22 protein-coding genes are annotated in these 26,459 nt (G+C 63.3%); 10 read left to right on the top strand and 12 right to left on the bottom strand.

From position 1 onward, the window contains the following. The first annotated feature begins 19 nt into the window (after positions 1 to 19). The 3 genes from prmB (at position 20) to PBR20603_RS17650 (ending at position 4,578) form a co-directional block, all read left to right on the top strand. The gene (gene prmB, locus PBR20603_RS17660; RefSeq protein WP_150560806.1) at positions 20 to 916 is read left to right on the top strand and encodes a 50S ribosomal protein L3 N(5)-glutamine methyltransferase; all 897 of its coding nucleotides are present in this window, start codon (positions 20 to 22) and stop codon (positions 914 to 916) included. 119 nt (positions 917 to 1,035) lie between these two features. Next, the gene (gene cls / locus PBR20603_RS17655) at positions 1,036 to 2,463 is read left to right on the top strand and encodes a cardiolipin synthase (RefSeq protein WP_150560805.1); all 1,428 of its coding nucleotides are present in this window, start codon (positions 1,036 to 1,038) and stop codon (positions 2,461 to 2,463) included. 174 nt (positions 2,464 to 2,637) lie between these two features. Beyond that, entirely contained in the window at positions 2,638 to 4,578 is a 1,941-nt protein-coding gene (locus PBR20603_RS17650) for an ATP-binding cassette domain-containing protein (protein WP_150560804.1), read from the top strand. A gap of 119 nt (positions 4,579 to 4,697) precedes the next feature. Here PBR20603_RS17650 and radA read toward each other — a convergent pair whose 3' ends face one another. After that, a complete protein-coding gene (gene radA, locus PBR20603_RS17645; RefSeq protein WP_150560803.1) occupies positions 4,698 to 6,071 on the bottom strand; it encodes a DNA repair protein RadA in 1,374 nt (457 codons plus the stop codon). Positions 6,072 to 6,094: 23 nt separating this feature from the next. Next, on the bottom strand, positions 6,095 to 7,165 hold the full coding sequence (gene alr, locus PBR20603_RS17640) for an alanine racemase (RefSeq protein WP_150560802.1): 1,071 nt from the start codon (positions 7,163 to 7,165) through the stop codon (positions 6,095 to 6,097). Between the two features lie 338 nt (positions 7,166 to 7,503). On the opposite strand from alr, the gene lplT reads away from it, so the two are divergent. Together lplT and thiD are read left to right on the top strand one after the other, a co-directional pair. Then, positions 7,504 to 8,796, top strand: coding sequence for a lysophospholipid transporter LplT (lplT, locus tag PBR20603_RS17635; protein ID WP_150560801.1), 1,293 nt, complete (start codon positions 7,504 to 7,506; stop codon positions 8,794 to 8,796). A 1-nt stretch (position 8,797) separates the two neighbouring features. Beyond that, positions 8,798 to 9,622 (top strand): bifunctional hydroxymethylpyrimidine kinase/phosphomethylpyrimidine kinase, encoded by an 825-nt coding sequence (gene thiD / locus PBR20603_RS17630; protein WP_150560800.1) that lies wholly within the window; start codon positions 8,798 to 8,800, stop codon positions 9,620 to 9,622. Between the two features lie 35 nt (positions 9,623 to 9,657). On the opposite strand, the gene PBR20603_RS17625 is transcribed toward thiD, so the two are convergent. Genes PBR20603_RS17625 through tsaB form a run of 4 tightly spaced genes read right to left on the bottom strand, consistent with a single transcriptional unit; the run spans position 9,658 to position 13,145 of the window. Beyond that, positions 9,658 to 10,842 (bottom strand): DUF1853 family protein, encoded by a 1,185-nt coding sequence (locus tag PBR20603_RS17625; protein WP_246174796.1) that lies wholly within the window; start codon positions 10,840 to 10,842, stop codon positions 9,658 to 9,660. Further along, entirely contained in the window at positions 10,803 to 11,912 is a 1,110-nt protein-coding gene (locus tag PBR20603_RS17620) for a uracil-DNA glycosylase (RefSeq protein WP_150560799.1), read from the bottom strand. Before PBR20603_RS17620 ends, PBR20603_RS17625 begins: the two co-directional genes overlap by 40 nt. Continuing rightward, a complete protein-coding gene (rimI, locus tag PBR20603_RS17615) occupies positions 11,899 to 12,378 on the bottom strand; it encodes a ribosomal protein S18-alanine N-acetyltransferase (RefSeq protein WP_150560798.1) in 480 nt (159 codons plus the stop codon). The genes PBR20603_RS17620 and rimI overlap by 14 nt, the downstream gene beginning before the upstream one ends. Next, a complete protein-coding gene (gene tsaB, locus PBR20603_RS17610; protein WP_150560797.1) occupies positions 12,378 to 13,145 on the bottom strand; it encodes a tRNA (adenosine(37)-N6)-threonylcarbamoyltransferase complex dimerization subunit type 1 TsaB in 768 nt (255 codons plus the stop codon). Before tsaB ends, rimI begins: the two co-directional genes overlap by 1 nt. Positions 13,146 to 13,576: 431 nt before the next feature. On the opposite strand from tsaB, the gene PBR20603_RS17605 reads away from it, so the two are divergent. Next, positions 13,577 to 15,382: a DEAD/DEAH box helicase gene (locus PBR20603_RS17605; protein ID WP_150560796.1), complete on the top strand. Its 1,806-nt coding sequence runs from the start codon at positions 13,577 to 13,579 to the stop codon at positions 15,380 to 15,382. A gap of 192 nt (positions 15,383 to 15,574) precedes the next feature. Here the strand turns inward: PBR20603_RS17605 and pip are convergent, their stop codons facing one another. The 3 genes from pip to PBR20603_RS17590 all read right to left on the bottom strand — a co-directional run bounded on the left by pip (position 15,575) and on the right by PBR20603_RS17590 (position 19,287). Then, positions 15,575 to 16,513, bottom strand: a complete 939-nt coding sequence (gene pip, locus PBR20603_RS17600) for a prolyl aminopeptidase (protein ID WP_150560880.1) — start codon at positions 16,511 to 16,513, stop codon at positions 15,575 to 15,577. Between the two features lie 368 nt (positions 16,514 to 16,881). After that, positions 16,882 to 18,486 (bottom strand): malate synthase A, encoded by a 1,605-nt coding sequence (gene aceB, locus PBR20603_RS17595; RefSeq protein ID WP_150560795.1) that lies wholly within the window; start codon positions 18,484 to 18,486, stop codon positions 16,882 to 16,884. Positions 18,487 to 18,579: 93 nt separating this feature from the next. Beyond that, complete coding sequence (locus PBR20603_RS17590; protein WP_150560794.1) at positions 18,580 to 19,287, bottom strand: haloacid dehalogenase type II; 708 nt, start codon at positions 19,285 to 19,287, stop codon at positions 18,580 to 18,582. 130 nt (positions 19,288 to 19,417) lie between these two features. Between PBR20603_RS17590 and PBR20603_RS17585 the strand changes: the two genes are divergently transcribed. Both PBR20603_RS17585 and PBR20603_RS17580 read left to right on the top strand, forming a co-directional pair. After that, positions 19,418 to 20,374, top strand: a complete 957-nt coding sequence (locus PBR20603_RS17585) for a LysR family transcriptional regulator (protein WP_150560793.1) — start codon at positions 19,418 to 19,420, stop codon at positions 20,372 to 20,374. Positions 20,375 to 20,612: 238 nt separating this feature from the next. Further along, a complete protein-coding gene (locus tag PBR20603_RS17580) occupies positions 20,613 to 21,047 on the top strand; it encodes a universal stress protein (RefSeq protein ID WP_174966385.1) in 435 nt (144 codons plus the stop codon). 241 nt (positions 21,048 to 21,288) lie between these two features. Here the strand turns inward: PBR20603_RS17580 and aceA are convergent, their stop codons facing one another. Beyond that, positions 21,289 to 22,611 (bottom strand): isocitrate lyase, encoded by a 1,323-nt coding sequence (gene aceA / locus PBR20603_RS17575; protein WP_042115747.1) that lies wholly within the window; start codon positions 22,609 to 22,611, stop codon positions 21,289 to 21,291. A gap of 379 nt (positions 22,612 to 22,990) precedes the next feature. Further along, a complete protein-coding gene (locus PBR20603_RS17570; RefSeq protein WP_150560792.1) occupies positions 22,991 to 23,902 on the bottom strand; it encodes a DMT family transporter in 912 nt (303 codons plus the stop codon). A gap of 333 nt (positions 23,903 to 24,235) precedes the next feature. Between PBR20603_RS17570 and PBR20603_RS17565 the strand changes: the two genes are divergently transcribed. Together PBR20603_RS17565 and PBR20603_RS17560 are read left to right on the top strand one after the other, a co-directional pair. After that, positions 24,236 to 25,006, top strand: coding sequence for a hypothetical protein (locus tag PBR20603_RS17565; RefSeq protein WP_174977959.1), 771 nt, complete (start codon positions 24,236 to 24,238; stop codon positions 25,004 to 25,006). Then, positions 25,003 to 25,815, top strand: a complete 813-nt coding sequence (locus PBR20603_RS17560) for a VUT family protein (RefSeq protein WP_174977958.1) — start codon at positions 25,003 to 25,005, stop codon at positions 25,813 to 25,815. Before PBR20603_RS17565 ends, PBR20603_RS17560 begins: the two co-directional genes overlap by 4 nt. 41 nt (positions 25,816 to 25,856) lie before the next feature. Here PBR20603_RS17560 and PBR20603_RS17555 read toward each other — a convergent pair whose 3' ends face one another. Next, positions 25,857 to 26,330 carry a gamma-glutamylcyclotransferase family protein gene (locus PBR20603_RS17555; protein WP_150560789.1) on the bottom strand — a complete coding sequence of 158 codons (474 nt, stop codon included), beginning with the start codon at positions 26,328 to 26,330 and terminating at the stop codon, positions 25,857 to 25,859. Positions 26,331 to 26,459 lie beyond the last annotated feature (129 nt).

Below are 26,459 nucleotides of genomic sequence, written 5' to 3'. Positions count from 1 at the left end.
GGCGCGCGAGGCAATCACCATGACGACTCAAGCGACCCACCCCTTCCAGACCTTGCGCGATCTGCTGCGCTACGCCGTTTCGCGCTTTACCGAGGCCGAGCTGGCCTTCGGACACGGCACGGCTACGGCGTACGACGAAGCCGCGTATCTCCTGCTGCATACGCTGCACCTGCCCATCGATACGCTGGATCCCTTTCTCGACGCCCGCCTGCTGCCCGAGGAAATCCAGCGCGTCCTGTCGGTCATCAACCGTCGCGCAGGTGAACGTGTACCCGCCTCCTACATCACGAACGAGGCGTGGATGCACGGCCACCGGTTCTACGTGGACGAGCGCGTCATCGTGCCGCGCTCGTTCGTGGGCGAGTTGCTCGAAGACGCCTTGCAGCCGTGGGTCAATCACGCTGAGGACGTCACTGACGTGCTCGAGCTATGCACCGGCTCAGGCTGTCTCGCGATCCTCGCGGCCGAGACCTTCCCGGCTGCGCAGATCGATGCTGTCGACATTTCCCCGGATGCCTTGGCCGTGGCGAAGATCAACGTGGCCGACTATGGCCTTGAAGACCGCATCGCGCTGCATCTGGGCGATCTGTATGCACCGCTGCCCCAAGGCAAGCGCTACGAAGTCATTCTCACCAATCCGCCGTACGTCAACGAAGGCTCGATGCAGGTGCTGCCGGCGGAGTATCGCCACGAGCCGCGTCTGGCGCTGGCAGGCGGCGACGATGGCATGGATGTGGTCCGACGCATCATTGCCGGTGCCCGCAAGCATCTGACCGACAACGGTGTTCTGATTGTGGAGATCGGCAACGAACGCCATTTTGTCGAAGCCGCGTTCCCCGACCTGCCGATGACATGGCTGGCAACGAGCGCTGGCGACGATATGGTGTTTCTGGTGCAGGCAGCCGACCTGCCTTGATACCGTAACTCCCTCGGGGCTCGCGCCTTTCAGCGAGCCCTCGCCTAAGTTCATGTACCCCGGTTACACTCGGGTTCCCGGGTCCGCGCGACTCAAGGCATGGAGGAAGGTTGTCCGTCATGACGTTCAATTGGCTCGACGTCGGCTTTGCCGTCGCCTGTCTCCACGCAATGGGGATCATCGCCGCCATCCATGCCGTTCTGACAGTACGGACTTCGCAAGGCGCGGTGGCGTGGGCAGTATCGCTCGTGGCAATGCCCTACCTCACGCTCATCCCCTATCTGTTCCTCGGGCGATCGAAGTTCATTGGCTATGTCGAAGCGCGTCGCGCGCGCAACGAGGCACTGCAGTCGCGCATCGGCGAGACGCAATGGCGCGGCGAGGCACCTGTCGCCGTGGAAGCTCACCAGGAGTTTGCAGCACTCACCGCCATGACGGGCATGTCCTTCGTGGCGGGCAATCGCGTGCGTCTGCTGGTGAACGGCCGGGCCACGTTCGATGCCATCTTCGCCGCCATCGACCGCGCACGCGACTACGTCATCGTCCAGTTCTTCATCGTCAAGGACGACCCGCTCGGACGCGCCCTGTCCGCCCGGCTGCTCGCGCGCGCCGCGACGGGCGTAAAGGTCTACTTCCTCTACGATCGGATCGGCAGTCACGATCTGCCGCGCAGCTATTGCGAGAAGCTGCGCCAGGGCGGCGTGATGGTCCACGAGTTCGCGGCCGCCAAACGCGGCATTTTCGTCAATCGCTTTCAGCTCAATTTCCGCAACCACCGCAAGATCGTGGTGATCGACGGCAACGAAGCGTTCATCGGCGGGCACAATGTCGGGGTCGAATACCTCGGTGAGAAACCGCCGTTGGCGCCCTGGCGCGACACGCATATCTCCGTGCGCGGACCGGCGGTGGTCGGCATTCAGCGGGCATTCGCCGAAGACTGGCATTGGAGTACGGGCGCGGTACCGGAACTCAACCGTCAGCCGGCCGCCTCCGGTGAGGACATGCACTGCCAGGTGGTGCCGAGTGGCCCGGCCGACCGTCTGGAGACGTCGTCGCTCTTCTTTGTCACGGCCATCAATGCCGCACAGAAACGGGTATGGCTTACCACGCCCTATTTCGTGCCCGACGAGGCCGTGTTCTCCGCGTTGCGTCTCGCGGTACTGCGGGGCGTGGACGTGCGCATTCTGATCCCCGACCGGCCCGATCACTACGTGGTGTTCGAAGCGACGACCTCGTATGCGTTAGAAGCCGCGCGCAGCGGCATCAATGTCTATCGCTATCAGCATGGTTTCATTCACCAGAAGGTCGTGCTGATCGACGACAGCGCCGCCGCCGTCGGCAGCGCCAATCTCGACAACCGGTCGTTCCGGCTCAACTTCGAAATCATGCTGCTCACGGTCAACCGCGCCTTTGCAGACGACGTCGCGTACATGCTCACGCATGACTTCGAACAGGCGGTCCTGCTGGACAAGGACGCGTTTCGGAAGATTCCGAAATGGCGTCAGATTGTGATGCGTATCGCACGGCTTTTCGCCCCAATTCTGTAGGCGCCGCGCCGCGCGCATCGCTTTCGCGCGCGCAGACCGGTAAAATGCCGGTTTTGCCGTCCCCTGCGCCAGGGTTTCGACGCACGGCTCGTTCGCTCCCCAACGGATCGGCGACACCGGCTCGCCGCGCGTGGCCCCAGGACGAACTGACCCGCTTTCCCCTCGGCCTTTTTCGTGATTCGATTCGAACATCTCACCCTCGCCCGCGGCACCAAACCGCTCTTCGAGGACACCTCCGTAACGCTCAATCCGGGCGAGCGCGTCGGCCTGGTCGGTGCCAACGGCGCGGGTAAATCCACGCTCTTCGCCTTGCTGCGCGCTCAGTTGCACGCCGATGGCGGCGATGTCTTCGTGCCCAGCAGTTGGCGCGTCGCGCACGTGATGCAGGAGACGCCTGCCGTCGAGCGAACCGCCCTCGACTACGTGCTCGACGGCGATACCCGGCTGCGCGAGATCGAGGCGACCATCGCCGCCGCCGAAGCCGCCCATGACGGTCACGCACAAGCCGAGGCCCACGCCGCGTTTGCCGACGCCGACGGCTACACGGCGCCGGCCCGCGGCGAAGCCCTGCTGCTCGGCCTGGGTTTCACGCTCCCGCAGACACAGTTGCCCGTCGCCAGCTTCTCGGGTGGCTGGCGCATGCGCCTGAATCTGGCACAGGCGCTCATGTGCCCGTCCGATCTGTTGTTGCTTGACGAACCGACCAACCACCTGGACCTCGATGCGATCGTCTGGCTCGAAGACTGGCTCAAGCGCTACCCGGGCACGCTGATCGTGATCTCGCATGATCGCGAGTTTCTCGACGAGGTCTGCAACGTCACACTGCATATCGAGAATCAGCAGATCAAGCGCTACGGCGGCAACTACAGCCAGTTCGAGATCTTGCGCGGCCAGCAATTGGTGCTGCAACAAAGCGCGTTCGACAAGCAACAGAAAACGATTGCGCACCTGGAATCGTTCATCACGCGCTTCAAGGCCAAGGCGACGAAGGCGCGTCAGGCACAGAGCCGGATGAAGGCGCTCGAGAAGATGGAGCGCATCGCGCCCGCGCATATCGCGTCGCCGTTTACGTTCGAGTTCCGCCCGGCCGACAGTGCGCCAAACCCGATGCTCGTCCTCGATGCCGTGCGTTGCGGTTATCCGCTCGAAGACGGCAGCGAGAAGGTCATCCTTCCGCGCGTCACGATGTCGGTACAGAACGAGCAACGTATCGGCCTGCTGGGCGCGAACGGTCAAGGCAAATCGACGCTCATCAAAACGCTCGCAGGCACGCTTGCGCCGCTGGCCGGCGAAGTGAAGACCGGCAAAGGGTTGCAGATCGGCTACTTCGCCCAGCATCAGGTCGAAACGCTGCGTCACGACGATTCGCCGTTGCAGCATCTGCAACGCCTCGCGCCCGACACGCGCGAACAGGAGCTGCGCGATTTTCTCGGCGGATTCAACTTCCGCGGCGACATGGCGACGTCATCGATTGCGCCGTTCTCCGGCGGCGAGAAGGCGCGTCTGGCGCTGGCACTCATCATCTGGCGCAAGCCGAATCTGCTGCTGCTCGATGAGCCGACCAACCACTTGGACCTCGAGACGCGCCACGCCCTTACGATGGCCCTGGCTCAGTTCGACGGCACGCTGATTCTCGTCTCGCACGATCGGCATTTGCTGCGCGCGACCACCGATCAGTTTTTGCTGGTGGCCGGCGGCGAAGTGCAGCCGTTTGACGGCGATCTCGACGACTACCGCGACTGGCTGCTGCAACACGCCGCCGATCAACGCGCGGCGGCGCGAGACGCCGGTAGCGGCAGCGGCGAAGGGCTCGACAGCGGCGACGGCGTCAATCGCAAGGATCAGAAGCGCGCCGAGGCGCAGGAACGTCAGCGGTTGTCGCAACTGCGCAAGCCACTGCAAAGGAAGATCGAAAAGCTCGAGCAGTCGATGGCGAAGCTGTCGGACGAAAAGGCCCGGCTCGACGCGATCCTCGCGGACAGTAGCACTTACGAAGACGCGAAGAAGGCCCTGCTGACCGATAGCCTCAAGCAACAGGCCGACGTGACGGCCAGGCTCTCGGATGTCGAAGCCGAATGGCTCGAAGCCCAGGAAGCCCTCGAGCAGATCGCCTGACGCGAAAGCGGCGGCCATGCCACACGGTCAAGTGTCGCCGTACTCCGCCCAAAGAAAAGCCCGGTCGATGGGACCGGGCTTTTTTTATTCTCGCCGCCTGACGCGCTCAGCGCGCAAGCCTACAACCCCGCCACCACGGAAATCGCGTGCTCCAGCCGGTCGACTGCGTGGACTTCGAGACCGTCGATGGGCTGTTTCGGTGCGTTCGCTTTCGGAATGATCGCGATGGAAAAACCGAGCTTGGCGGCTTCCTTGAGACGATCCTGACCACGAGGACTCGGACGGATCTCCCCCGCCAGCCCCACTTCGCCAAACGCCACAATCCCTCGCGGCAGAGGCTTGTTGCGCAACGACGAATGAATCGCCAGCAACACCGCCAGATCCGCCGCCGGCTCAGTGATCTTCACACCACCTACGGCGTTCAGGAACACGTCCTGATCGAAACAGGCGATGCCGGCATGGCGATGCATCACCGCCAGCAACATCGCCAGCCGGTTCTGCTCAAGCCCCACCGCCAGACGACGCGGATTGGGCACCTGCGCCGTATCGACCAGCGCCTGCACCTCGACGAGCAACGGACGCGTTCCCTCTTGCGTCACCAACACGCAAGACCCGGGCACGCTCTGTTCATGCTGCGAGAGGAACAGCGCCGACGGATTCGCCACGCCGCGCAGCCCCTTTTCGGTCATCGCAAACACGCCCAACTCGTTGACGGCACCGAAACGATTCTTGAATGCGCGCACCAGGCGATACGACGAGTGCGTATCCCCTTCAAAATACAGCACCGTGTCGACGATGTGCTCGAGCACGCGAGGCCCCGCGAGGCTGCCTTCCTTGGTCACGTGGCCGACCATGATGACGGTCACGCCGCTCTGCTTTGCGCTTCGCGTGAGTTGCGCCGCGCATTCGCGCACCTGCGCCACCGAGCCGGGTGCAGAACTGAGTGCTTCGGAATAGACCGTCTGAATCGAGTCGATCACCACCACGTCCGGCTTTTCCGATTCGATGACGCCCAGAATCTTTTCGAGCTGAATTTCCGCGAGCAGGTCCAGTTCGCCACCGCCCTCTCCCGCTGCGCCAAGGCCGAGCCGTTGCGCCCGTAAAGCGATCTGAGCGCCCGACTCTTCGCCGCTGACGTATAGCGCACGACGCTCGCGCGACAGATGTGCGAGCGACTGGAGCAACAGCGTCGACTTGCCGATACCGGGGTCGCCCCCGATCAGCACCACGCCGCCCGCCACCAGACCGCCGCCCAGCACGCGGTCGAACTCGCTCACGCCACTGGAAAAGCGCGGCACATCAGCCGCCTCGATCTGCGCCAGCTTGCGCACCGGCGTGCTCTTGGCGAGCGATTGATAGCGATGACCGGTCGTCGTTTCCGCCACCGACTCGACGAGCGTATTCCAGCCGTTGCAGTTGGGGCATTGCCCCGCCCACTTGGGCGTCTGCCCGCCGCATTCGGTACAGATGTAGACAGTCTTGGCTTTGGCCATGCGTGGAAATCCTGTGGTGACGCTTAGTTCGCGTGCACCGGCACACGACGCGCCACGGCGCACATCAGCTCGTAGCCGAGCGTGCCGGCCGAGGCGGCGACCTCGTCGATGCTCAGACCACGACCCCACAGCGTGACGGGCGACCCCACCCGTGCCTGCGGCACCGGCGTGAGGTCGACAGACAGCATGTCCATCGACACGCGGCCCAACGTGCGGGTGCGCACACCATCGACGAGCACCGGCGTGCCGGTCGGTGCGACACGCGGATAACCGTCCGCATAACCGCAAGCGACCGTGCCTACGCGCATCGGCGTTTCGGCGGTGAAGACACTGCCATACCCTACCGTGCCGCCCGCCGGGACTTCCTGAATGCCGATCAACTCGGATTCGAGCGTCATCGTCGGCTGCAGATCGAACTTCGCCGCCGGAACCTCGAGCCCCTTCGGCGAGGAGCCATAGAGCATGATGCCCGGACGAACCCACGCGCCGTGTGTCTGGGGATGGCACAAGGTGGCTGCGGAGTTGGCAAGGCTGCGTTCTCCCGGGACGTCGCATGCGCCGCGCTCGAACGCTTCCATTTGATACTCGATGCCGCGCGGGCCGTCGGCATCGGAAAAGTGGGTCATCAGCACGATCTGGCTCACGCCGGGAATGGCACGGGCGCGCTCCCACGCTGCGCGGTAACGCTCGGGGGAGAAACCAAGGCGGTTCATCCCGGAATTCATCTTGAGCTGAACATTGAGCGGCTTTTTCAGACGCGCCATCTCCAGCATGCGCAACTGTTCGTCACTGTGCACCGTGGTCGTCAAACCGTACTCGTCGACGATCGCCAGATCCTCGGGTTTGAAGAACCCTTCGAGCAGCAAAATGGGGCCGGCCCAGCCGAGTTCGCGCAAACGCACGGCTTCGTCGAGATCGAGCAGGCCGAAGCCGTCGGTGTCGCGCAATCCGGGAAACGCGTTATCGATGCCATGCCCGTAGGCATTGGCCTTGACCACCGCCCACACCTTGGCGTTGGGCGCATGGCGACGGGCAACATCGAGATTATGGGCAAGGGCTGCGGTGTGAATCGAGACTTTGATCGGACGTGGCATGGGCGGATACAGAATCGGAGGACAAGCTCGCCAGGACAGGCTGGCGGCATAACGCATCGGCATATTTTCGTGTTATAAAGCCGTGCGCACAACTTGTTTTGCCGAAATCTTTTTCCCGATAACAATATCGGTCTCAGACCGAGGGCGACCGGGCGCCCGACACGGGGGCTCCAAGACCGAACATACGGTTGATTGGCGACATTTGCATGATTGATGCGCGCAGATACCCCTGTGTTTAAGCCCGGTTTCTTCCCGTATGGGAGCCCCTCGCGGGCACCGCGGATTCCGACAACCGAGACACGCAAGTTTTACGCCGCACGGGATCGACTCAAGTACCGATGAAGAAAGGCTTTTATACCATCATGGCCGCGCAGTTTTTTTCGTCGCTGGCCGACAATGCATTGCTCATCGCCGCAATCGCGCTCCTGAAAGATCTGCATTCCCCGCAGTGGATGACCCCGCTGCTCAAACTCTTCTTCGTTCTCTCGTACGTCATTCTTGCCGCTTACGTGGGCGCCTTCGCCGACTCCATGCCCAAGGGCAAAGTCATGTTCATCAGCAACTCGATCAAGGTCGCAGGCTGTTTGATGATGCTGTTCGGCTCACACCCTCTGATAGCGTATGGCGTAGTGGGCTTCGGCGCGGCGGCCTACTCGCCCGCGAAGTACGGCATTCTCACGGAACTGCTGCCCGCCGAGAAGCTGGTCGCCGCCAACGGCTGGATCGAAGGCCTCACCGTCAGTTCGATCATTCTCGGCACCGTGCTGGGGGGCGCACTCATCAGTCCGCACATCTCGGAGTGGGTGCTCCAACGTACCCCTGAGGTGATCAGCTCGCCGGCGATGGCCGCGATGGTCATCATCATGGGCATTTATGTGATTGCCGCGCTGTTCAATCTGCGCATTCCCGACACCGGCGCGCGTTACGCGCGACAGGAACGCAATCCGATCAAGCTCGTCTCCGACTTCGCCGACTGCTTCGTCACGCTGTGGCGCGACAAGCTGGGTCAGATCTCGCTCGCCGTCACCACGCTGTTCTGGGGCGCAGGCGCGACGCTGCAGTTCATCGTGCTGCGCTGGGCGGAAAAGGCGCTCGGCATGACGCTGTCCGAAGGCGCCATTCTGCAAGCCGTATCGGCTGTGGGCGTCGCCATCGGCGCCATCCTGGCGGCCTCCCGCATTCCGCTCAAACGCTCGCTCTCGGTGTTGCCGGTGGGCATCGCCATGGGTCTCGCGGTGATGGCGATGGCGTTCTTCTCGAAAGATCTGCTGCCCTACGGCACCGAGTGGAAAGTGCCGCTGTATCTGATCATCGCGTACATCTTCCTCATCATCGTCGGCGCGCTCGCGGGCTTCTTCGTGGTGCCGATGAACGCCCTGCTCCAGCATCGTGGCCACGTGCTGCTTTCCGCAGGTCACTCCATCGCCGTGCAGAATTTCAACGAAAACCTGTCCGTGCTTATCATGCTGTGCCTCTATGCACTGCTGATCTGGTGCAATGTGCCGGTCGGGGTCGTCATTATTCTGTTCGGCGTGTTCGTGTCGGGCACGATGTGGCTCGTCATGAAGCGTCACCAGGCCAATCAGCGAGAATTCGATTCGGTATCGCTCATTGGCGAAGTCAAGCATTGATATGATTTTGCGTCAGTCGTCTGTTCCCATTGCCCTCACCATCGCCGGCTCCGACTCCAGCGGTGGTGCAGGTATCCAGGCCGATCTCAAGGCGTTTTCCGCGCTTGGCGCTTACGGGGCCAGCGTGATTACCGCCCTCACCGCGCAGAATACGCAAGGCGTGACCGGCATCCATACGCCACCGGCAAGTTTCGTCACTGCGCAAATGGACGCGGTGTTTCAAGACCTGGAAGTCGATGCGGTCAAGCTCGGCATGCTTGCCAACGCCGAGGTCGTGCGCGCAGTGGCCGCCGGATTGCGGCGCTACCAGCCGCGCTTCGTCGTGCTCGATACCGTGATGATCTCGAAGAGCGGGCACGCGCTGCTGCTGCCCGACGCCGTTGCCGCGCTGCGCGACGAACTATTGCCCCTGGCGGACCTGATTACCCCTAACCTGCCGGAAGCCGCCGCGTTGCTCGGCGTCGAGCCCGCCACCGATGAAAACGAGATGGAGCGGCAAGCGCAAGCATTGCGCGCACTGGGGGCTCGCAATGTGCTGGTCAAAGGCGGCCATCTGGCCGGCGATCAGAGCCCGGACTGGCTCGTGAGCGCTGCGGGGGTCGAACGCTTCAACGCACCCCGCATCGCTGCCCACAACACGCACGGCACCGGCTGCACGCTCTCTGCCGCGCTGGCCGCGTTGCGGCCCCGTCGCGAAGGCTGGCCGGACACCGTACGCGACGCCAAGGCGTATCTCAACGGCGCACTCGCCGCCAGCGACGAACTGCACATCGGCCACGGCATCGGGCCCGTACACCACTTCCACGCGGTCTGGCCCAAGGGTTGAGGCGCTGACGCCGCGAACGCCGCGAACGCGCCGACTCAGATCGACGGCGCGCCGTCGTCGGCACTTCGCGCGAGCGCACGACGCGCCGCCGCATCAGCCCGCTCGCTCAATTCCTCAATGCGATGACGGGCACGCGGCGCCCAATAGTCCGGCACGATAAATCCGCGCTCGCACTCGAACCAATCCCCTTCGCCCGTGCGCCGCGCCAACGCGACGAGCAACAACGGCTCGGCGACACCCCGTTCGCGCCAATGCGTCTCGATACGCTCATGCATCGCATCGAGCGGGAGCGCCGCCGAGTCGTCCACACGCGCGGGCGCGAGCCAACGAGCCCGCGGCAACATGGCCCAGCGCCGCGCATCCGGCACGCCGCTTCCGTGAGACGCCGATTGTGCATGCGCCCACCACTCGTCGAGCGTTGCCCACCAACCCCGGCCGTGCGATTCGGACGCCACCTGCGGCACTTGCCCGCGCTGCGTGAGCGGATGGAACAACCAGCCCTTGAGATACACCTGCGGCAGCCACGGCCCGGCAGCAGGCAATGCACCGCGCGCGGCCTCCAGTGTCGTCAGACGCAATTGGTGACTGAGCAGCCGCGCGACCTTGTCGGCAAGACTGTCGGCAAGATTCGGCCCCAGCCAATGAAACTGAGCAGCGCGCTCGTCGAGCGCCGACGCGGGTCGTGCCGGCGGCACGAACAAATACAGCTTCACCGCCAGCTCCCAATGCAGCAATTGCTGGTCTGCCCGACGCGTGAGCAGGAAGTCACACTCGCCGAGCGTCATATTGCCCCGCCGGGGATCGCGCACTTGCAAGCCAGCCGCAAGCAGATCGAAGCGAGGACTGTGCAGCAGCGCGAAATGCAGCAGTTGCTCTGCATAACGGCCCAGCCGGTTGCTTTCGCCGCGCGCGAGAAATTCACGTAATGGCTCGGGATTCGCATCGCAAGCCAGCAGCCAATCGTGCAGTAACCGGGAATGGAAAACCGGCTCCGAGGCACCGGGATGCGCCCCGGGCAAAGCGCCGGAGGCGGCAGCGATGGGGGCGGGAGCCACATCGGCCGCCGCCTGAACGCTATCGAAATGGGCGAGTGCCGCCGGGAAGCGCGCAGCGCTGAGGAGATCGGCAGACAGCAACAACCACGCGAGGTCGCGCACCGGCGCCTCGCGTAGCGTTTCGATCAGTTCGCCGTAGGCTTGTTGGCCGGAGTCGATTCGCACACTGCCTCGTAGGTGGCCCGCGCCAGGCACCAATCCGTCCAGGCTTTGGCCTTGTCAGGCAGACTGCGTAACAGATAGGCCGGATGGTACGTCACGATCACCGGCACCCCTTCATACTCATGCACACGCCCGCGCAAGCTGGCAATGCTCGACTGCGTACGCAGGATACTCTGCGCCGCGAAACGTCCCATCACGACAATCACGCGCGGTTTGAGCAGCGCGACCTGACGTTTCAGGTACGGCTCGCAGCTCGCCACTTCATCCGCTTCCGGATCGCGATTGTTCGGCGGACGGCACTTGAGGACGTTCGCGATATAGACGTTTTCGCCTCGCTGCAACGCCGAAGCACGCAGCATGTTGTCGAGCAGCTTGCCGGCCTGACCGACGAACGGCTCACCCTGCAAGTCCTCCTGCTGCCCCGGCGCTTCGCCCACGAGCAACCAGTCGGCCTCGCGATCCCCCACGCCGAAAACCGTCTGCGTACGCTTCTCGCACAGACCGCACAAGCGGCAATTGGCGACGCGCTCAGTCAGCGCCTCCCAGTCCAGCGTCTCGACACCCGGCAATGCGGGGCGCGACGGCGCATCGGCCCCGCCCGCTTCTCGCACGATCGACCACAACGCAGCATCGGCAGCCGCATCGCCGTCACCGTTGCCATCGCTATCGAGCCACATGGGGATATCGTCGGGCGGCAGATCCGCCATGCGGCGGTTCTCACCGCGGCTCGGTGCGGATACCGGCGCGGCTTCACGCCGGACAGGCGCAGGCGCAAGACGTGCTGCAGGTGCAGCGGGTGCAGCGGGTGCAGCGGGTGCAGCGGGTGCAGCGGGAGCCTGATCCACGGTCGCGGCACGCGCGACGGGCCGCACGACTTCCGGCGCGACGGACGGTGTCACATCCCACGGCGGCAGATCGTCGGTTTGCGCGCCGCTCTGCGAGGCTACAGGTTCGGCAAGCGTTGCCACATCCCCATCTTCAGCAGACGTCACCGCCGCCCGGGCCACCGCATCGTGCGACATCCACACCGGCCACAGCCCGAACTCTTCCAGAATTGCTTTAGGCCACGGCACGATCAGTCTCCCACGACAGGCGCATCACAATGGCGTCTTCACGACGCCCGCTCGCCGGATAGTATCCCTTGCGCCGGCCAATCTGCTCGAAACCGAAGCGCTCATAGATGCGCAATGCCCGCATGTTCGACGGACGCACTTCCAGCAGCACCCCGCCCATGCCCTGCGCACGCGACACGCGCACCACTTCTTCCAGTAACTGCACACCCAGGCCGTTGCCCTGCATTTCCGGCGCGACGCACACGTTGAGCAAATGCGACTCGTCGACGATCGGCATCAGCAGAAAATAGCCCAGCAGCGCTCCATCGACCGCACGCAGGCAGACACCCTGATGCCCGGCGTCCAGCGAATCGAAGAAATTCTGGCGCGTCCACGGAAACGGATACGCGCGCACCTCGACGGCGACGACCTCATCGAGATCGGCCAGCGTCATCGGTGAAAAATGGTTCGGGCCGGTCTGGCGCATCAGGGCGCCTCCTTGCCACTGCCCTGCTGCCCAGCCACCCGTTGTTTGATGGCCTCGCGCTCTGCCGTCGTCTGCGCCACCTTGTTGCGGATGTACACGGGCATGGCCTGATCGGCGGGAATCGCCTCGCCTCGGGCGAAAGCGCGTGCCGCCAGCGCGGCGACATAACGGGCACGCGGCATGGCATCGGCCAGCACGGCCTGCGCCTGCACGCTCGCCTGCAAACGCTCGCCAAACGCCAGCACGGCATTCCCGGCAACGACGAACGCCGCATCAGGTGCGCGCACCTGTTCGGCCGCGTCGAGCGACGGCGGCTGCACTTCGCGCCACTCACCGGCCGAGGCGTCCCAGGCGTAGTCGGCCCAATAAGCCTCGTTCATGCGTGCATCAAGCGCGACGAGAACACGTTGCGTGTCGACACGCGATGCACGCGCCGCTTCGGCACAGGCGAGAAGCGTACCTACCGGCACGACGGGCAGGCCGGCACCAAAGGCCAGCCCCTGCGCGACACCGCACGCCGTGCGCAGCCCGGTAAACGAGCCGGGACCCGCGCCAAAGGCAATCGCATCGCATTCGGCGAGCGTCACACCGGCCTCGCGCAGCACTTCGCGCGCCGCAGGAAGAATATGGGTACTGGAGACGGGGCCGGTGTCGAGATGGCGCTCGAGCACAAGGGCTGGCGCCCCACCGGCGGGGTCGTGACGATACAGCGCGACCGAACAGAACTCGGTCGAGGTATCGAGGGCGAGAAGCGTAATCGAAGACATGGCGTTATTGTAATCGGGCGCGTGGCGAGCGACCTAGCGGGATTGACGGCAACCCGCGCCAAAGCTCGCGCCACCTGCCATGTTCATCCCCTTGAAACGCCTGCCCGGGCAGCCCGCACCCATCCGTGCAAATCCGAACGTGCACTTTTCTCAAAATACAGGTATAATCCGCGCTTCGCTTCGCGGGATTCTATGAAATACCCCGTCAAGCGACGAAAAACCGCGTTTTGCCCCAATCCTGTGATAAGCCGCTGTAGTTCTTGCCGGTACTGGCGTTCCTGATGGAACGACCCGCCACCGTCCCTGGCTTACGATACGGATTTCGATCCGCTTTCTGCCCCATCCGCGATTTGCTTCCTGCTTGCGACGAATTGGGTTTGCCGATTGGCGCCAACGCCCCGACATAACCTTATCAATCCGCAAGAGGATTCATGGAACAGACTTCCAAGCTGTCTGCGCTCGCGCAGACGTACTTCCCTTCGTCCGAAGAAAACGCCGACGCTATTGTTGATGCCGCCACGGCAGTAGGCACGGTGCCGGCCGCCAGCGCCGACGGTCAGCCCACGTTCGCCGAACTCGGCCTGAACCCGGCCATCCTGACGGCCCTGACCACCGCTGGCTACACCAGCCCGACGCCGGTCCAGCAGCGCGCGATTCCCGCTGCGCTCGCCGGTCGCGATCTGCTCGTGTCCAGCCCGACGGGTTCGGGCAAGACGGCAGCCTTCATGCTGCCGGCCATCCATCGCTTCGCAGAAATGCAGGCAAGCGGCGAGTTGAGCAACCGCGCCCCCGCAGCCCACCCGCGCAACCAGCCGGCCGAACCGGGCGAAAAGCCCCGCAAGGGCCAGCGCGTGCGTCGCGTGGCTGCTCAGCCGCTGCTGCTCGTGCTCACGCCGACCCGCGAACTGGCGCAACAGGTCTCGACCGCAGCCGATACGTACGGCAAGCAACTGCGCCGTCTGCGCACGGTCAGTATTCTGGGCGGCATGCCCTACCCGCGTCAGCTCGAAATGCTGGCCAAGCAGCCCGAAATCATCGTGGCAACGCCGGGCCGTCTGCTCGATCACATCTCGAGCGGCAAGATCGATCTGTCGCAACTGATGATGCTCGTGCTCGACGAAGCCGACCGCATGCTTGACATGGGCTTCATCGACGACATTCAGACCATCGTCGACGCTACCCCGGAATCGCGTCAGACGCTGCTGTTCTCGGCAACGATCGACGGCCGCATGGGTGAAATCACGCGTCGTCTGCTGCGTAATCCGGAAACTATCGAGATCACGCGCGGCAGCGAACAACGCACCAACGCCAACATCGAGCAAACGCTCCACTATGTGGACGACCGCGCCCACAAGGATCGCCTGCTTACGCACTTGCTCGGCAACGATGCGCTCGATCAGGCCATCGTGTTCACGTCGACCAAGCGCGACGCAGACCTGCTGGCCGATCAGCTCGAACAAGCCGGCTTCGACAGCGCCGCACTGCATGGCGACATGCCGCAAGGCGTGCGTAACCGCACGTTGCGCGCACTGCGCGAGCGTCGTGTGCGCGTGCTGGTGGCCACCGACGTGGCAGCGCGTGGTATCGACGTCCCGGGCATCACGCACGTGTTCAACTACGATCTGCCGAAGTTTGCAGAAGATTACGTGCACCGTATCGGCCGTACGGGCCGTGCCGGTCGTCGTGGCGTGGCCGTGAGCCTCGCCGCCCACGGTGAGATCGGCGCCGTGCGCCGCATCGAGCGCTACACGCGTGAGCCGCTGCCGGTGAATGTGGTGGCCGGTTTCGAACCGCGTCGCTCGCCGCCGAAGGGGGGTGCTGGCAGCAAGCGTCCGGGCCAGGGCCGTGGCGGTCCGCGTCATGGTCAAGGCAACGGCGGTGGTCGCTGGAGCAACAGCAATAGCGCGCCGCGCTACGGCAGCGGCAATGGTGGCAACGGTGGCAGTGGCGGCTATCAGGGCGGCCAACGTTTTGGCGGCAACAAGCCGGCTGGCACCCCGTTCGAGCGCCGCGAAAGCAGCGGCTCCCAAGGGGGCTACCAGCAGAGCGAAGGTGGCAACGGCGGCAATGGCTTCTCGAACGGCAGCGCGACCGACCGCTTCGAGCGTCGCTCGCCGCGTCCGGCCGACGGCAACCGTCAGGATCGTGGCGGCCGTAGCTTCGATGCACCGCGTCAGGACCGTGGCTTCGGCAGTCGCAGCGGCGGCGGCGGCTTCAGCAAGCGTCGCAGCGGCTGAATCGCCTGACATCGACAGTGCCGGTCAATCACCGGCACTGCACGAATGCCTGAAAACCCCGGAGGTTGACGTCAATCGTCAATGCCGGGGTTTTTCTCATTTGCGCGCGAGAAAATGCATGTCCCCTACGGATCGCTGACGCCGGAACGCCGTTGACGCGTCACCCCGTCACTCCGTCACCCCGCTATCTAGTCACCTCATAGCGGCAAACCGGTCCGTCGCTTCGATCAGCCAATGCAGAATGGTGGGCTCGCTGAACGCATGCCCGGCATCCGGCGCCCAATAAAAATCCGCCTCCGGCCAAGCCTTGTGCAGCTCCCACGCCGTATGCGCAGGTGTCGCCATGTCGTAGCGCCCCTGAACGATCACGCCCGGAATGCCGCGCAAACGGTGCGCGCCGTCGATCAACTGATTGGGTGTGAGAAAGCCGTCGTGCACGAAGTAGTGATTCTCGATGCGAGCAAATGCAATCGCGTAGTGCGGATCGCCAAAGGCTGCCGCGAGCTGGTCGTCAGGCAGCAACGTGATCGTGCTGCCCTCCCACATGCTCCACGCGCGCGCCGCCTCGATTCTGACCGCCTCATCCGGATGCGTCAGCCGCTTCCGATAGGCGCGCATCAGATCGCCACGTTCCTCGAGCGGGATCGGCGCCAGAAACGTCTCCCAGCGATCCGGGAACAACCATGAGGCGCCCGCCTGGTAGTACCAATGCAACTCTTCGCGACGCACCGTAAAAATGCCCCGCACGACGAGTTCGCTCACACGGTCGACGTGCGCCTGCGCATAAGCAAGCGCCAGTGTGCTGCCCCACGAGCCACCGAACACCAGCCATCGTTCATATCCGAACCTCGCGCGCAGCCGCTCGATGTCGTCGACCAGATCCCACGTCGTGTTGTGGTCGAGACTCGCGTGCGGGACCGAACGTCCGCAGCCGCGTTGATCGAACAGCGTGATGCAGTATTTGGCAGGATCGAACAACCGCCGATGCTCCGGCGTACACCCGCCGCCAGGGCCACCGTGCAAAAACACCGCAGGTTTGCCGAGCGGATTGCCGCACCGCTCCCAGTAAATGCGATGCCCGTTGCCGACATCGAGCATGCCGCTCTCGAAGGGTTCGACAGGCGGATACAAACCGCGCAGCGTATCCGGGCGCGTCTCTATGACCTTGCCTGACTCGCCGTGCGAGGCACGCGTCTGCGCGCGCGGATCGCTCTGCACATTGGGGACTGCATCATCGGGAAAGTCGGCTGACATCGGCATCCTCACGTGAACAATGGCCAGTGCGTCGTCAACGTTTCGCGCGTACGCCACGCCGACGGCGAACACTTGGACGAGCAGGACGGGGACAAATACGTCGCAGTTCAGTGTAGCGCGGTGCCCCAAACAAGACAAAGCACTCGCACAAAATGAAATGGGACGATGTCGCCATCGTCCCATTCGTTGCGTATCGGGCACGTCGTCAGTCGCGCGACGCGTTACCGCAAGTCTTCCGGCTTGCGTCAGACCTCTTCATAGAGCGGCAACGTAAGGAAATCGACGAAGTTCTCGCTCGTGCTCATCTGCTCGAAGATGACGGCGGCGCGATCGTACGTCGGCGCCACCTGCCCCACCAGTTCCTTGACGTTGGCCAGTTCCTGCGGAATCAGTTCGCGCACCAGTTCGGCGGTCACTTTGCGGCCGTCCTCGAGCTTGCCTTTCGGCGAGCGGATCCATTGCCACACCTGTGAGCGCGAGATCTCGGCCGTTGCGGCGTCTTCCATCAGATGGTGAATCGGCACGCAGCCATTGCCCGCAAGCCATGCGCCCAGATAGTGGATGCCAACGTTGATGTTGTTACGCAAGCCAGCTTCGGTGATCGGCGCTTCGGGCTTGAACTCCAGCAGATCGCGGCCTTTGACGTTCACATCGTCGCGCTGCCTGTCGATCTGGTTCGGACGATCGCCCAGCACCTTCACGAACGCTTCCATCGCCACCGGCACGAGGCCCGGATGCGCAACCCAGCCGCCGTCGTAACCGTCGGTGGCATCGCGTTCCTTGTCGCCACGAATACCGGCCATCGCCTTCTCGTTGGCTTCCGGATCGTTCTTGATCGGAATCAGCGCGCTCATGCCGCCGATGGCAGGCGCGTGGCGGTGGTGGCAAGTCTTGAGCAGCAACAGCGCGTACGCACGCATGAACGGCACCGTCATGTTGATACGGCTGCGATCGGCCAGACAGAAGTCGGCGTCGACCTTGAACTTCTTGATGCACGAGAAGATGTAGTCCCACCGCCCAGCGTTCAGCCCCGAGCTATGCTCGCGCAACTCATACAGAATCTCGTCCATTTCGAACGCGGCGAGAATGGTCTCGACAAGCACCGTCGCCTTGATCGTGCCCTGCGCCACACCCAGCTCGTTTTGAGCGAGCACGAACACGTCGTTCCACAGACGTGCCTCGAGGTGGCTCTCGAGCTTCGGCAGATAGTAATAGGGCCCGAAGCCGCGCTCGAGCGACGCCTTGGCGTTATGGAAGAAGTGCAGACCGAAGTCGAACAGACTGCCCGACATGCGCACACCGTCGACGCTGACATGCTTCTCGTCGAGGTGCCAGCCGCGCGGACGCACAATCAGCGTCGCGACCTTGTCGTTCAGTCGGTACTGCTTGCCGTTCTGCTCGAGGCTGATGGTGCCTCGCACGGCGTCGCGCACGTTGAGGTGACCTTGCAACTGGTTGTGCCAGTTCGGCGCGTTCGAGTCTTCGAAGTCGGTCATGTAGCTGTCCGCCCCCGAATTCAGCGCGTTGATGATCATCTTGCGCTCGACCGGCCCCGTGATTTCCACTCGACGGCATTGCAGCGCCGCCGGCAACGGCGCGATACGCCAGTCGGCCTCGCGAATCGCTTGTGTCTCAGGCAGAAAGTCCGGCACTTCGCCGGCATCGAGTCGCGCGGCCCGCGCGGCACGGGCGGCGAGCAATGCCTGGCGGCGCGGCTCGAACGCGCGGTGCAGCCTGGCGACGAAAGCGAGCGCCTCGGGGGTCAGGATTGCTTCGTACTCGGGATGAATATCGGTGGCATCGACATGCAGTTGCATGCCAGGGGGCAGCGTAAGGGACACGCGGGACATCAGGGATCTCCAACTATCTTGATTTATATAAGGGAGTGCGCCGCAAGGAGGAACTTCAGGGGCTTTGCACAAAGCCTGACATCGCGTGAGATGTCAGGCACGCGCTCCCGTCACTGCCTCGACGAACCGCTGCAAGTCGCGCATGTCGCGCCCCATCCCTTGCGGCGTTACGCCGAGTTGTTCGACCGGCAGCCCGGCCCGGTTGACCCAGAACGTCGGGTATCCGAACCAGGTGGCACCGGCCGCGTCCCAGCCGTTGCTGGAGACGAAAACGATGGCGTCGACAGGCAAGCCGAACGCATCAGGTCCTAGTTGGTAGGCCTCGGGGGCCGTTTTGTATTTGCGCACGACATCGACCGACAGCACGTGATCGAACAGATCCTTCATGCCCGCGCTCTTCAGGCCGACGTCCAGCATTCGGGGATCGCCATTCGACAGCACGCCAAGCCCGAGGCCCATGGCACGCAATGCGCGCAGGACCGGCGGGTTCTCCGGGAACACGGACAGGCAGGTGTATTCGTCCATCAGACGCTTCTCAGCCACTGGCGAGAGCGTGAGATTCAGGCGGGCCGCCGCATAGCGCAGCGCATCGGCGGTGATGTCCCAGAACGGGCGATAGCGCTCACCCTGTGGGCCCGAGAGCGTACGCAGTTGTGTGTATTCGATCTGCTTCAAGCGCCACAGCTCGGCGAGCGCCGCCCCGCGGCCGGGGAATTGCTGCTCGGCGGCCGCTGCGACGGAGTACACGTCGAACAGCGTGCCGTAAGCGTCGAAGATCACTGCCTGAATGCGGGAAGTCATCAGCTTGGTACCCCTTTTGCCTGACTCGGCATCACTTGTCTTTGCATGCCGATTGTATTATTGATATACAGCGCCATAAAAGTGCACAAAAATCACTTTATCTTTGACTTTTTAGTACATAATCCGCCGCGTGGATCGCTTCAAACAAATCGAAACGTTCGTCGCCGTGGCCGGCAAGGGAAGTCTGTCAGCCGCCGCGACGCTCGAAGGGGTGGCGCCTGCCGTGATCGGGCGCCGCATTGACGCCCTCGAATCCCGCCTGGGCGTGAAGTTGCTCGTGCGCACGACCCGGCGCGTCACGCTCACGTTCGAGGGCTCGGCATTTCTCGAGGACTGCCAACGCATTCTCAACGAGATGCACAACGCCGAGGCCACCGTGTCGGCTGGCGGCGTCAAGGCGAGCGGTCATCTGCGGCTATCGGCACCGGCCGGGTTCGGACGGCGTCACGTCGCGCCGCTGCTGCCGATGTTTATCGAATCGCATCCGGACGTCACCGTCACGCTCGATCTTTCGGATCGGCTCGTCGATCTGGTCAACGAAGGCTTCGACTGCGCGATCCGGTTGGGCGAGTTGCCTGATTCGAGTCTCGTGTCGCTGCGACTGGGCGAGAATCGACGCGTCTGCGTGGCCTCCCCCGACTATGTCGCGAGGCATGGACGCCCCGAATCCCTCGACGCCCTTGCCAGCCACAATTGCCTCGCCTTCGGATCGACCGCCAATCAGCAACGCGGCTGGACATTTGCGCAGAACGGCAAGGTCGTGACCATTCGCGTGAACGGCAACATGGAATGCACCGACGGCGCCGTATTGCACGACTGGTGTCTGCAAGGCTATGGTCTGGCGTGGCGCTCGTGGTGGGAGGTGGGCGACGACATTCGCGCCGGAAGACTCGTGACAATACTCGACGACTTTGCCGCACCGCCCATCGGCATTCATGCCGTCTTTGCGCAACGCCGCCATCTGCCGCTGCGCGTGCGTCTGTTCATCGACCACCTCAAACATCACTACAGCAGTTCGGCCTACTGGCAGGACGCCCCATCGCCGATGCACGTCTCAGGGCGCGTCGATCTGACGCAAGGGGCTTGATGAACGTTTGTTGCGTACAAGGCATCTTAAAGACACGGTCGCCACTACCGGGTTTGCCCCCGTTGTTGCGTCGCGCCAAAGCCATAGAATCGAAACGAAGGGTCTGTTGACGATAATGGTTTCAACGCAGGAATAGGCATCGAATCCATCGAGACAGCAGGCTGGGCGCAAGACCGTGTCATACCTGCGCGAGCCTGTGAACGCGTGTTCAGCAACGCCAACTGCGGGAGGTCATATGTTGTTTACCCACATCCTCATTCCGACCGACGGCTCGGAGCTATCCGAAAAGGCCGTCACCGGCGGACTCGAACTGGCGCGCGCGCTCGGCGCGAGAGTGACGGGCTATTGCTGCCTCGCCGAGTATCCCTACTCGCCCTTCAGCGAATATGTGCTCGAAGCGCCCGCCACCTTCAGTGAGCGCATTGCCGAAGAGGCCTGCGCGCACCTCGACAAACTGGCCGAGGCCGCAGCGGCGGCGGGTGTGCCGTTCGACCGCGACAGTTCGACCTTTCCCGCCCCATACCTGGGCATCATCGACGCGGCAGAGCGCCACGGGTGCGACGTCATTCTGATGGCCTCGCACGGACGGCGCGGCCTCACCAGCCTGTTGCTGGGCAGTGAGACGCAGCGCGTTCTCGTACACTCGAAGATCCCGGTACTCGTCTATCGCTGATCCACCTGCGCCATTCCGGCAACCCGGCAATCCATGAAAAAAGGCCCGTGAGCGGGATAAGCTCACGAGCCTCTTCTCGTTCAGGCGTGCATTGCAGCCCTGACCGCGACGGGACCGCAGTCAGGGCCGCCCGGCCGGATAAGCCGGACGCGCGGTCATGGCGAAGTGACGTTCCACTGACGACGACGTGCCCCCACGCGCATCGTTGCCAGCGGGCGCACCGCGCCCTCCCTTCGCCCTGTCAGGCGACTTTGACCTGCGCCTTCTTTTCGTCGAAGAACTGTTCGTCCTCCGTCGAACCCTTCAGGGCCGTAGTCGATGCGTCGCGCTCAATCGTTTGCGTGACGGCGTCGAAATAGCCCGTACCCACCTCGCGCTGGTGCTTAACTGCCGTGAAGCCCTTGTCGGCAGCGGCGAATTCGGCTTCCTGCAACTCCACGAAGGCGCTCATCTGACGGCGAGCGTAGCCGTGCGCCAGGTTGAACATCGAGTAGTTCAGGCTGTGGAAGCCAGCCAGCGTGATGAACTGGAACTTGTAGCCCATGGCACCGAGTTCCTTCTGGAACTTGGCGATGGTGGCGTCGTCGAGGTTCTTCTTCCAGTTGAACGACGGCGAGCAGTTGTACGAAAGCATCTTGCCCGGGAAGTGCTTGTGGATGCCCTCGGCAAACTGTTTGGCGAATTCGAGATCCGGCTTGCCGGTCTCGCACCACACCAGATCGGCATACGGCGCATAGGCAAGACCGCGTGCGATCGCCTGATCGAGGCCATTGCGCGTGCGGTAGAAGCCCTCGACCGTGCGCTCACCCGTGCAGAACGGCTGGTCGATCGGATCGACGTCGGCCGTGATCAGATCGGCGGCCTCGGCATCGGTGCGGGCGATCAGTACGGTCGGCACGCCGAGCACGTCGGCGGCCAGACGCGCGGCCACCAGTTTCGCCACGGCTTCGCGCGTCGGCACGAGCACCTTGCCCCCCATATGACCGCACTTCTTGACCGAGGCGAGCTGGTCCTCGAAGTGGACGCCGCCGGCGCCCGCTTCGATCATTGCCTTCATCAGTTCGAACGCGTTGAGCACGCCGCCGAAGCCGGCTTCTGCGTCGGCCACGATCGGCGCGAAGTAATCGATATAGCCTTCATCGCCCGGATTCTTGCCTTCCGACCATTGAATCTGGTCGGCACGGGTGAAGGTGTTGTTGATGCGGCGCACGACCTGCGGCACCGAGTTGGCCGGATACAGCGATTGGTCCGGGTACATTTCGCCTGCAAGGTTGGCGTCGCCCGCGACCTGCCAGCCCGACAGATAGATGGCCTTAAGGCCAGCCTTGACCTGCTGCATGGCCTGGTTGCCCGTCAACGCGCCAAGCGCGTTCACGAACGGCTCATCGTTGATCATGCTCCACAGACGCTCCGCACCGCGACGGGCAAGCGTTTGTTCCGGTTGGATCGAACCACGCAGACGCACCACGTCTTCGGCCGAGTAACCACGCTTGATCCCCTTCCAGCGCGGATTGTTCGCCCAGTCCTGCTCGAGTTGCTTCACTTGCTCTTGACGCGTCGTCATGATGTTCTCTCCTGGATTCTCGATACAAATAAAGAGGAGTGACTCTCTCCTGCCTCAGGACCGCCGAGATAGCGGGTGACCGCTTTCGGCCTCTCCAAATCGACAGGTCTTGTATAAGAGTTTAGGGATTTCTCATGCGTTGCAACAGAACGAATTGCCGGCCAGGCGAATATTTTTTATTTATACAAATCAAATAGATATCAAAATAATTTCCCAATATGAAACGATATTTCCCTTCCTGAAATCGCGCCGTTGTGCCAAGCAGCGCAAATTTTTACGCACCGCAAAGACATTCCACATCTTGAAAAGGCCAGGTGAAGGCAGGTGCCGGCTTTGATCGAAGCCCGCCCCTTTGACAGGGCGATTCACCTCGAGCGGGTCATGACGCCGCGCGGCTGGCCGACGCCAGGACCTTCGACGGTTTGCACACGAGCCACACCGCGAGCGCGATGAAACAGCCGCCGAAGAAGTGAGCCATGGTGACCGCTTCGTTCAGGAACAGGGCTCCCCAAAGTACGCCGAACGGCGGAATGAGGAAGGTCACGGTCAGCGAGCGCAGCGGGCCGAGATCCGCGATCAGACGGAAGAACAACATATAGGCCACCGCACTGCACAGGAAGCCCAGCGCCGCCATCGCCGCCCAGACGCCGCCGGTGGCCGGGCCAGGCATGCCGGACGTCGCCGACACATAAGCGAAGAACGGCAGCAGTACCACGGCAGCACCCAGTTGGCTGCCGAACGCCACGAGCTTCGCGTCGAGGCCGCCTCGTTCAGTGATCCAGCGCTTGGTGAGGTAGCCCGCCAGACCATAGCAGGACGTGGCAACGAGACACGCCAATGCGCCCATGACGACCGGCCCCGACATCGAGACCGGTCCGGTGCGCGTGAGCACGGCGACACCGGCCAGCCCAAGCAACACGCCCAAGCCCTTGGCGCCGGTCAGACGCTCACGGAAGAACAGCGTGCCGATGACGACGCCCATGAGCGGCGTCGTTGCGTTCAGGATGGCCGAGTAACCGGCGGGCAGCACTCGGGCGGCGAGGCAGTACATCACGAACGGAATGCCCGAGTTGATCACGCCAAGCACCATCGACGCCCCCAGCAGCCCCTTGAACTCCCAGCGCACTCGCAGCACCAGCAGAATCACCGCAAGACCGACAGCGCCGAGTGTTACGCGCAGAAAGGCCGTCGGCAGTGGGCCGAGCGCGGGAACGATGATGCGCATGAAAAGAAAGCTCGCGCCCCAGATGGCGGAGAGCGTCAGCAAACGGGCAATGTCGGACGAACGCATGGCGGGAGAGACGGCACAAATGGCCGCCGGAAGCATGGGAATGCGCGAATCGTCCCACATCGGCGTCTGACGCGCTGGTCATAATCGGACATGGCGGCACAGACACGATTCAGTCCGTCGGCAAACCTGATGACCCGGTATTGCGCGTGACGTCTTGTGCGTTTTCAGAATCCACGCATTGAACAGGGAAGACATCACGCGATATGGTGATCGATCGACCTATCAGAGATTTCATACGCCATGACGCAACATGCTTCGCACGCCTTATCTCCTCTGAATGGGCGTTATCCGTCCAGCGCGTCACCGTCTGACCAAGACACCGGCATCCGTCCAATGCCTCGCTTGCGCCTGCCGCATCAAGCCCCCTCGCCAAGTTCCTCGCAGACAGTGACGCCGAGAGGTTACGACCTCTGGAATCACTATGAAGTCGCGTGGCTCGACATGCACGAGCGGCCGCAGATCGCTGTCGTGGAACTCGTGATTCCGTGCGACTCCCCATACACGCTGGAGATGTCGGACGCGCACCGCTATTTCCTCACATTGCGCGACCAGCGCTTTGAATCCACCGACGCGCTGGAAGCGCACGTGGCGGGCGAGCTATCGCGCTGCCTGCAAGCCTACGTGCTGGTGCGCACCACGCCCGTGAGGCAAGCCGTACGCACCACCACCGCGTGCGGTCCGGGCGCACAGAGCCTGGACCTCGAGCCGGTTAGCGTGGTGCGCGGTGGCGTACAGGCAAATCTCTTGCGCCGAGCCAGCGATGCCAACGCTGCGGCATCGCCAATCCGCGAATGCCTGACCTCCGATCTGTTGAGCGTGCGATGCCCGCTGACCGATGGCGTTGACTACGGAACTGTCTGGTTCGACTACACGGGCGAGCCGATCTGCCGTCACTCACTGCTGGCGTACGTGCTGTCGTATCGCGACAGCGCGATGTTCATCGAGCAATGTGCGGAGACCCTCTTTGCCGATGTGCTCGCGCAATGCAGCCCAACACGGCTGGCCATCGGCGCGCGATTTACACGACGTCACGGCATCGATATCAACCCCGTGCGCTCAACGCATGCCATTGCCATCACCAACATCCGCACCGTCCGTCAATGACCAATCCCGCCGCTTCCCCGTTACCGTCTGCCGCCGTCCCTTCACGTCAGGCCACACGCATCACCCCTGCGGTGATCGTGCTTGCCATTGCCTTCGTGAGCTTCCTGCTGATCTCGAACGCGCTCGGCGCTCGCGTGTGTGAAGTCACGCTGCCCTGGTCGGACACAGACGAGCCATTCCGGCTGACATTCTCCGCCGCGCTGATCAGTTTTCCGTTCGCCTATCTGTTTTCGTCGGTACTCACGGAGGTCTACGGCTATCGCATCAGCCGTATCGTGATCTGGAGCGGGCTCGCGACCAATCTGGTGATGATCGGGTTTCTGTGGCTGATGTCACGGCTGCCGACGGATGCCGCCTGGGCTGCGCAAACGGGCTTCACTGACGAGGTGCAACGTCACTGGTTCGAGGCGATTGCTCACATGTTCCTCGCGTCGGTCTGCGCATGCCTTGTGGGCGAGTTCGCGAACGCCGCCACGCTCGCGCGCATGAAGGTGGCAATGCACGGCCGGCTGGCAAGCCTTCGCCTCGTCGCGGGCAGCGCAATTGCTGCCATGCTCGACTCGGTCGTGTTTGTGCTGGTCGCGTTCGCTTATGTTCTCGACCTCGATGCCATGGCACGAATGGCCGGGCTCGAGTTCGTCTTCAAGTGCGCGCTGCAATGGCTGGTGCTGCCGCTCACGGTCGGCCTGGCGCGGTTGCTCAAGCGCACAGACGGCATCGATCACTACGACATCGGGACTTCGCTGAATCCGTTCGGTTTTCGGATGTCGATGCTCCGGCAACTCACTGTCAGTCGATTCACTCGATAGCAACGCAGGCTGAAGCCCTCGCCGCTATCAGCGCTGCACCGTCAGGCGCACGCCGCGTTCGCGTCGCGCGCCCGGCGATAAGCCACCCAGTCGCCACCGGGAATCTGTGGCAATTGGCCGACAGCCGACTCACTCACGGGATAAACGATGCATGCGTACGTCGCGCCGTTGCACGCGACGTCGTGCATCTCTCGAACGAACAACCCCACCTCCCCCGGATAGACGGCTTCGATCTCGTCGAGCACGGGGATCAGCGCCGCCGGAATCCGGTAGATATCGCCGACCACACCATGGCCCGCCGCGTCGAGCACCATGCCCGGGTAGCGCCCAAAATCATAGAGCTGGCCACCGAGCGACGCCGTGCCGATGTGGATCGGCGCCGCGATGCCATGACGTGCGGCGGCGCGCATCATGTCGTTGATTTCTCCAGCACGCAGCGTGCCATACACGAACACATGGATCGCCTCGTCAGGTGAGTCATGAGCGTCACACAGGTCGCGCGTTGCCGTTGTCATCACGAACATCCCAATCGGAAAGGGTCGACGCTGGGCCTGGACAACGTCGGGGAATGGAGGAAATACGCGCCGGCCCACCACACAACTACGTCCTTCGCGTACTGCCATCGATCATAGCGCCTTTGCCGC

Source organism: Pandoraea bronchicola (assembly GCF_902459805.1).
Taxonomy (GTDB): Bacteria; Pseudomonadota; Gammaproteobacteria; order Burkholderiales; family Burkholderiaceae; genus Pandoraea; species Pandoraea bronchicola.
Note: the sequence above shows the minus strand (reverse complement) of the source record. Positions and strands in the feature narration are given on the sequence as shown.

Bases quoted from the DNA above. Each gene is read 5' to 3' on its own strand.
- prmB (WP_150560806.1), top strand. From the start codon at position 20: ATGACGACTCAAGCGACCCACCCCTTCCAGACCTTGCGCGATCTGCTG.
- cls (WP_150560805.1), top strand. From the start codon at position 1,036: ATGACGTTCAATTGGCTCGACGTCGGCTTTGCCGTCGCCTGTCTCCAC.
- radA (WP_150560803.1), bottom strand. From the start codon at position 6,071: ATGGCCAAAGCCAAGACTGTCTACATCTGTACCGAATGCGGCGGGCAG.
- alr (WP_150560802.1), bottom strand. From the start codon at position 7,165: ATGCCACGTCCGATCAAAGTCTCGATTCACACCGCAGCCCTTGCCCAT.
- lplT (WP_150560801.1), top strand. From the start codon at position 7,504: ATGAAGAAAGGCTTTTATACCATCATGGCCGCGCAGTTTTTTTCGTCG.
- thiD (WP_150560800.1), top strand. From the start codon at position 8,798: ATGATTTTGCGTCAGTCGTCTGTTCCCATTGCCCTCACCATCGCCGGC.
- rimI (WP_150560798.1), bottom strand. From the start codon at position 12,378: ATGCGCCAGACCGGCCCGAACCATTTTTCACCGATGACGCTGGCCGAT.
- tsaB (WP_150560797.1), bottom strand. From the start codon at position 13,145: ATGTCTTCGATTACGCTTCTCGCCCTCGATACCTCGACCGAGTTCTGT.
- PBR20603_RS17605 (WP_150560796.1), top strand. From the start codon at position 13,577: ATGGAACAGACTTCCAAGCTGTCTGCGCTCGCGCAGACGTACTTCCCT.
- aceB (WP_150560795.1), bottom strand. From the start codon at position 18,486: ATGTCCCGCGTGTCCCTTACGCTGCCCCCTGGCATGCAACTGCATGTC.
- PBR20603_RS17590 (WP_150560794.1), bottom strand. From the start codon at position 19,287: ATGACTTCCCGCATTCAGGCAGTGATCTTCGACGCTTACGGCACGCTG.
- aceA (WP_042115747.1), bottom strand. From the start codon at position 22,611: ATGACGACGCGTCAAGAGCAAGTGAAGCAACTCGAGCAGGACTGGGCG.
- PBR20603_RS17570 (WP_150560792.1), bottom strand. From the start codon at position 23,902: ATGCGTTCGTCCGACATTGCCCGTTTGCTGACGCTCTCCGCCATCTGG.
- PBR20603_RS17565 (WP_174977959.1), top strand. From the start codon at position 24,236: ATGCCTCGCTTGCGCCTGCCGCATCAAGCCCCCTCGCCAAGTTCCTCG.
- PBR20603_RS17560 (WP_174977958.1), top strand. From the start codon at position 25,003: ATGACCAATCCCGCCGCTTCCCCGTTACCGTCTGCCGCCGTCCCTTCA.
- PBR20603_RS17555 (WP_150560789.1), bottom strand. From the start codon at position 26,330: ATGACAACGGCAACGCGCGACCTGTGTGACGCTCATGACTCACCTGAC.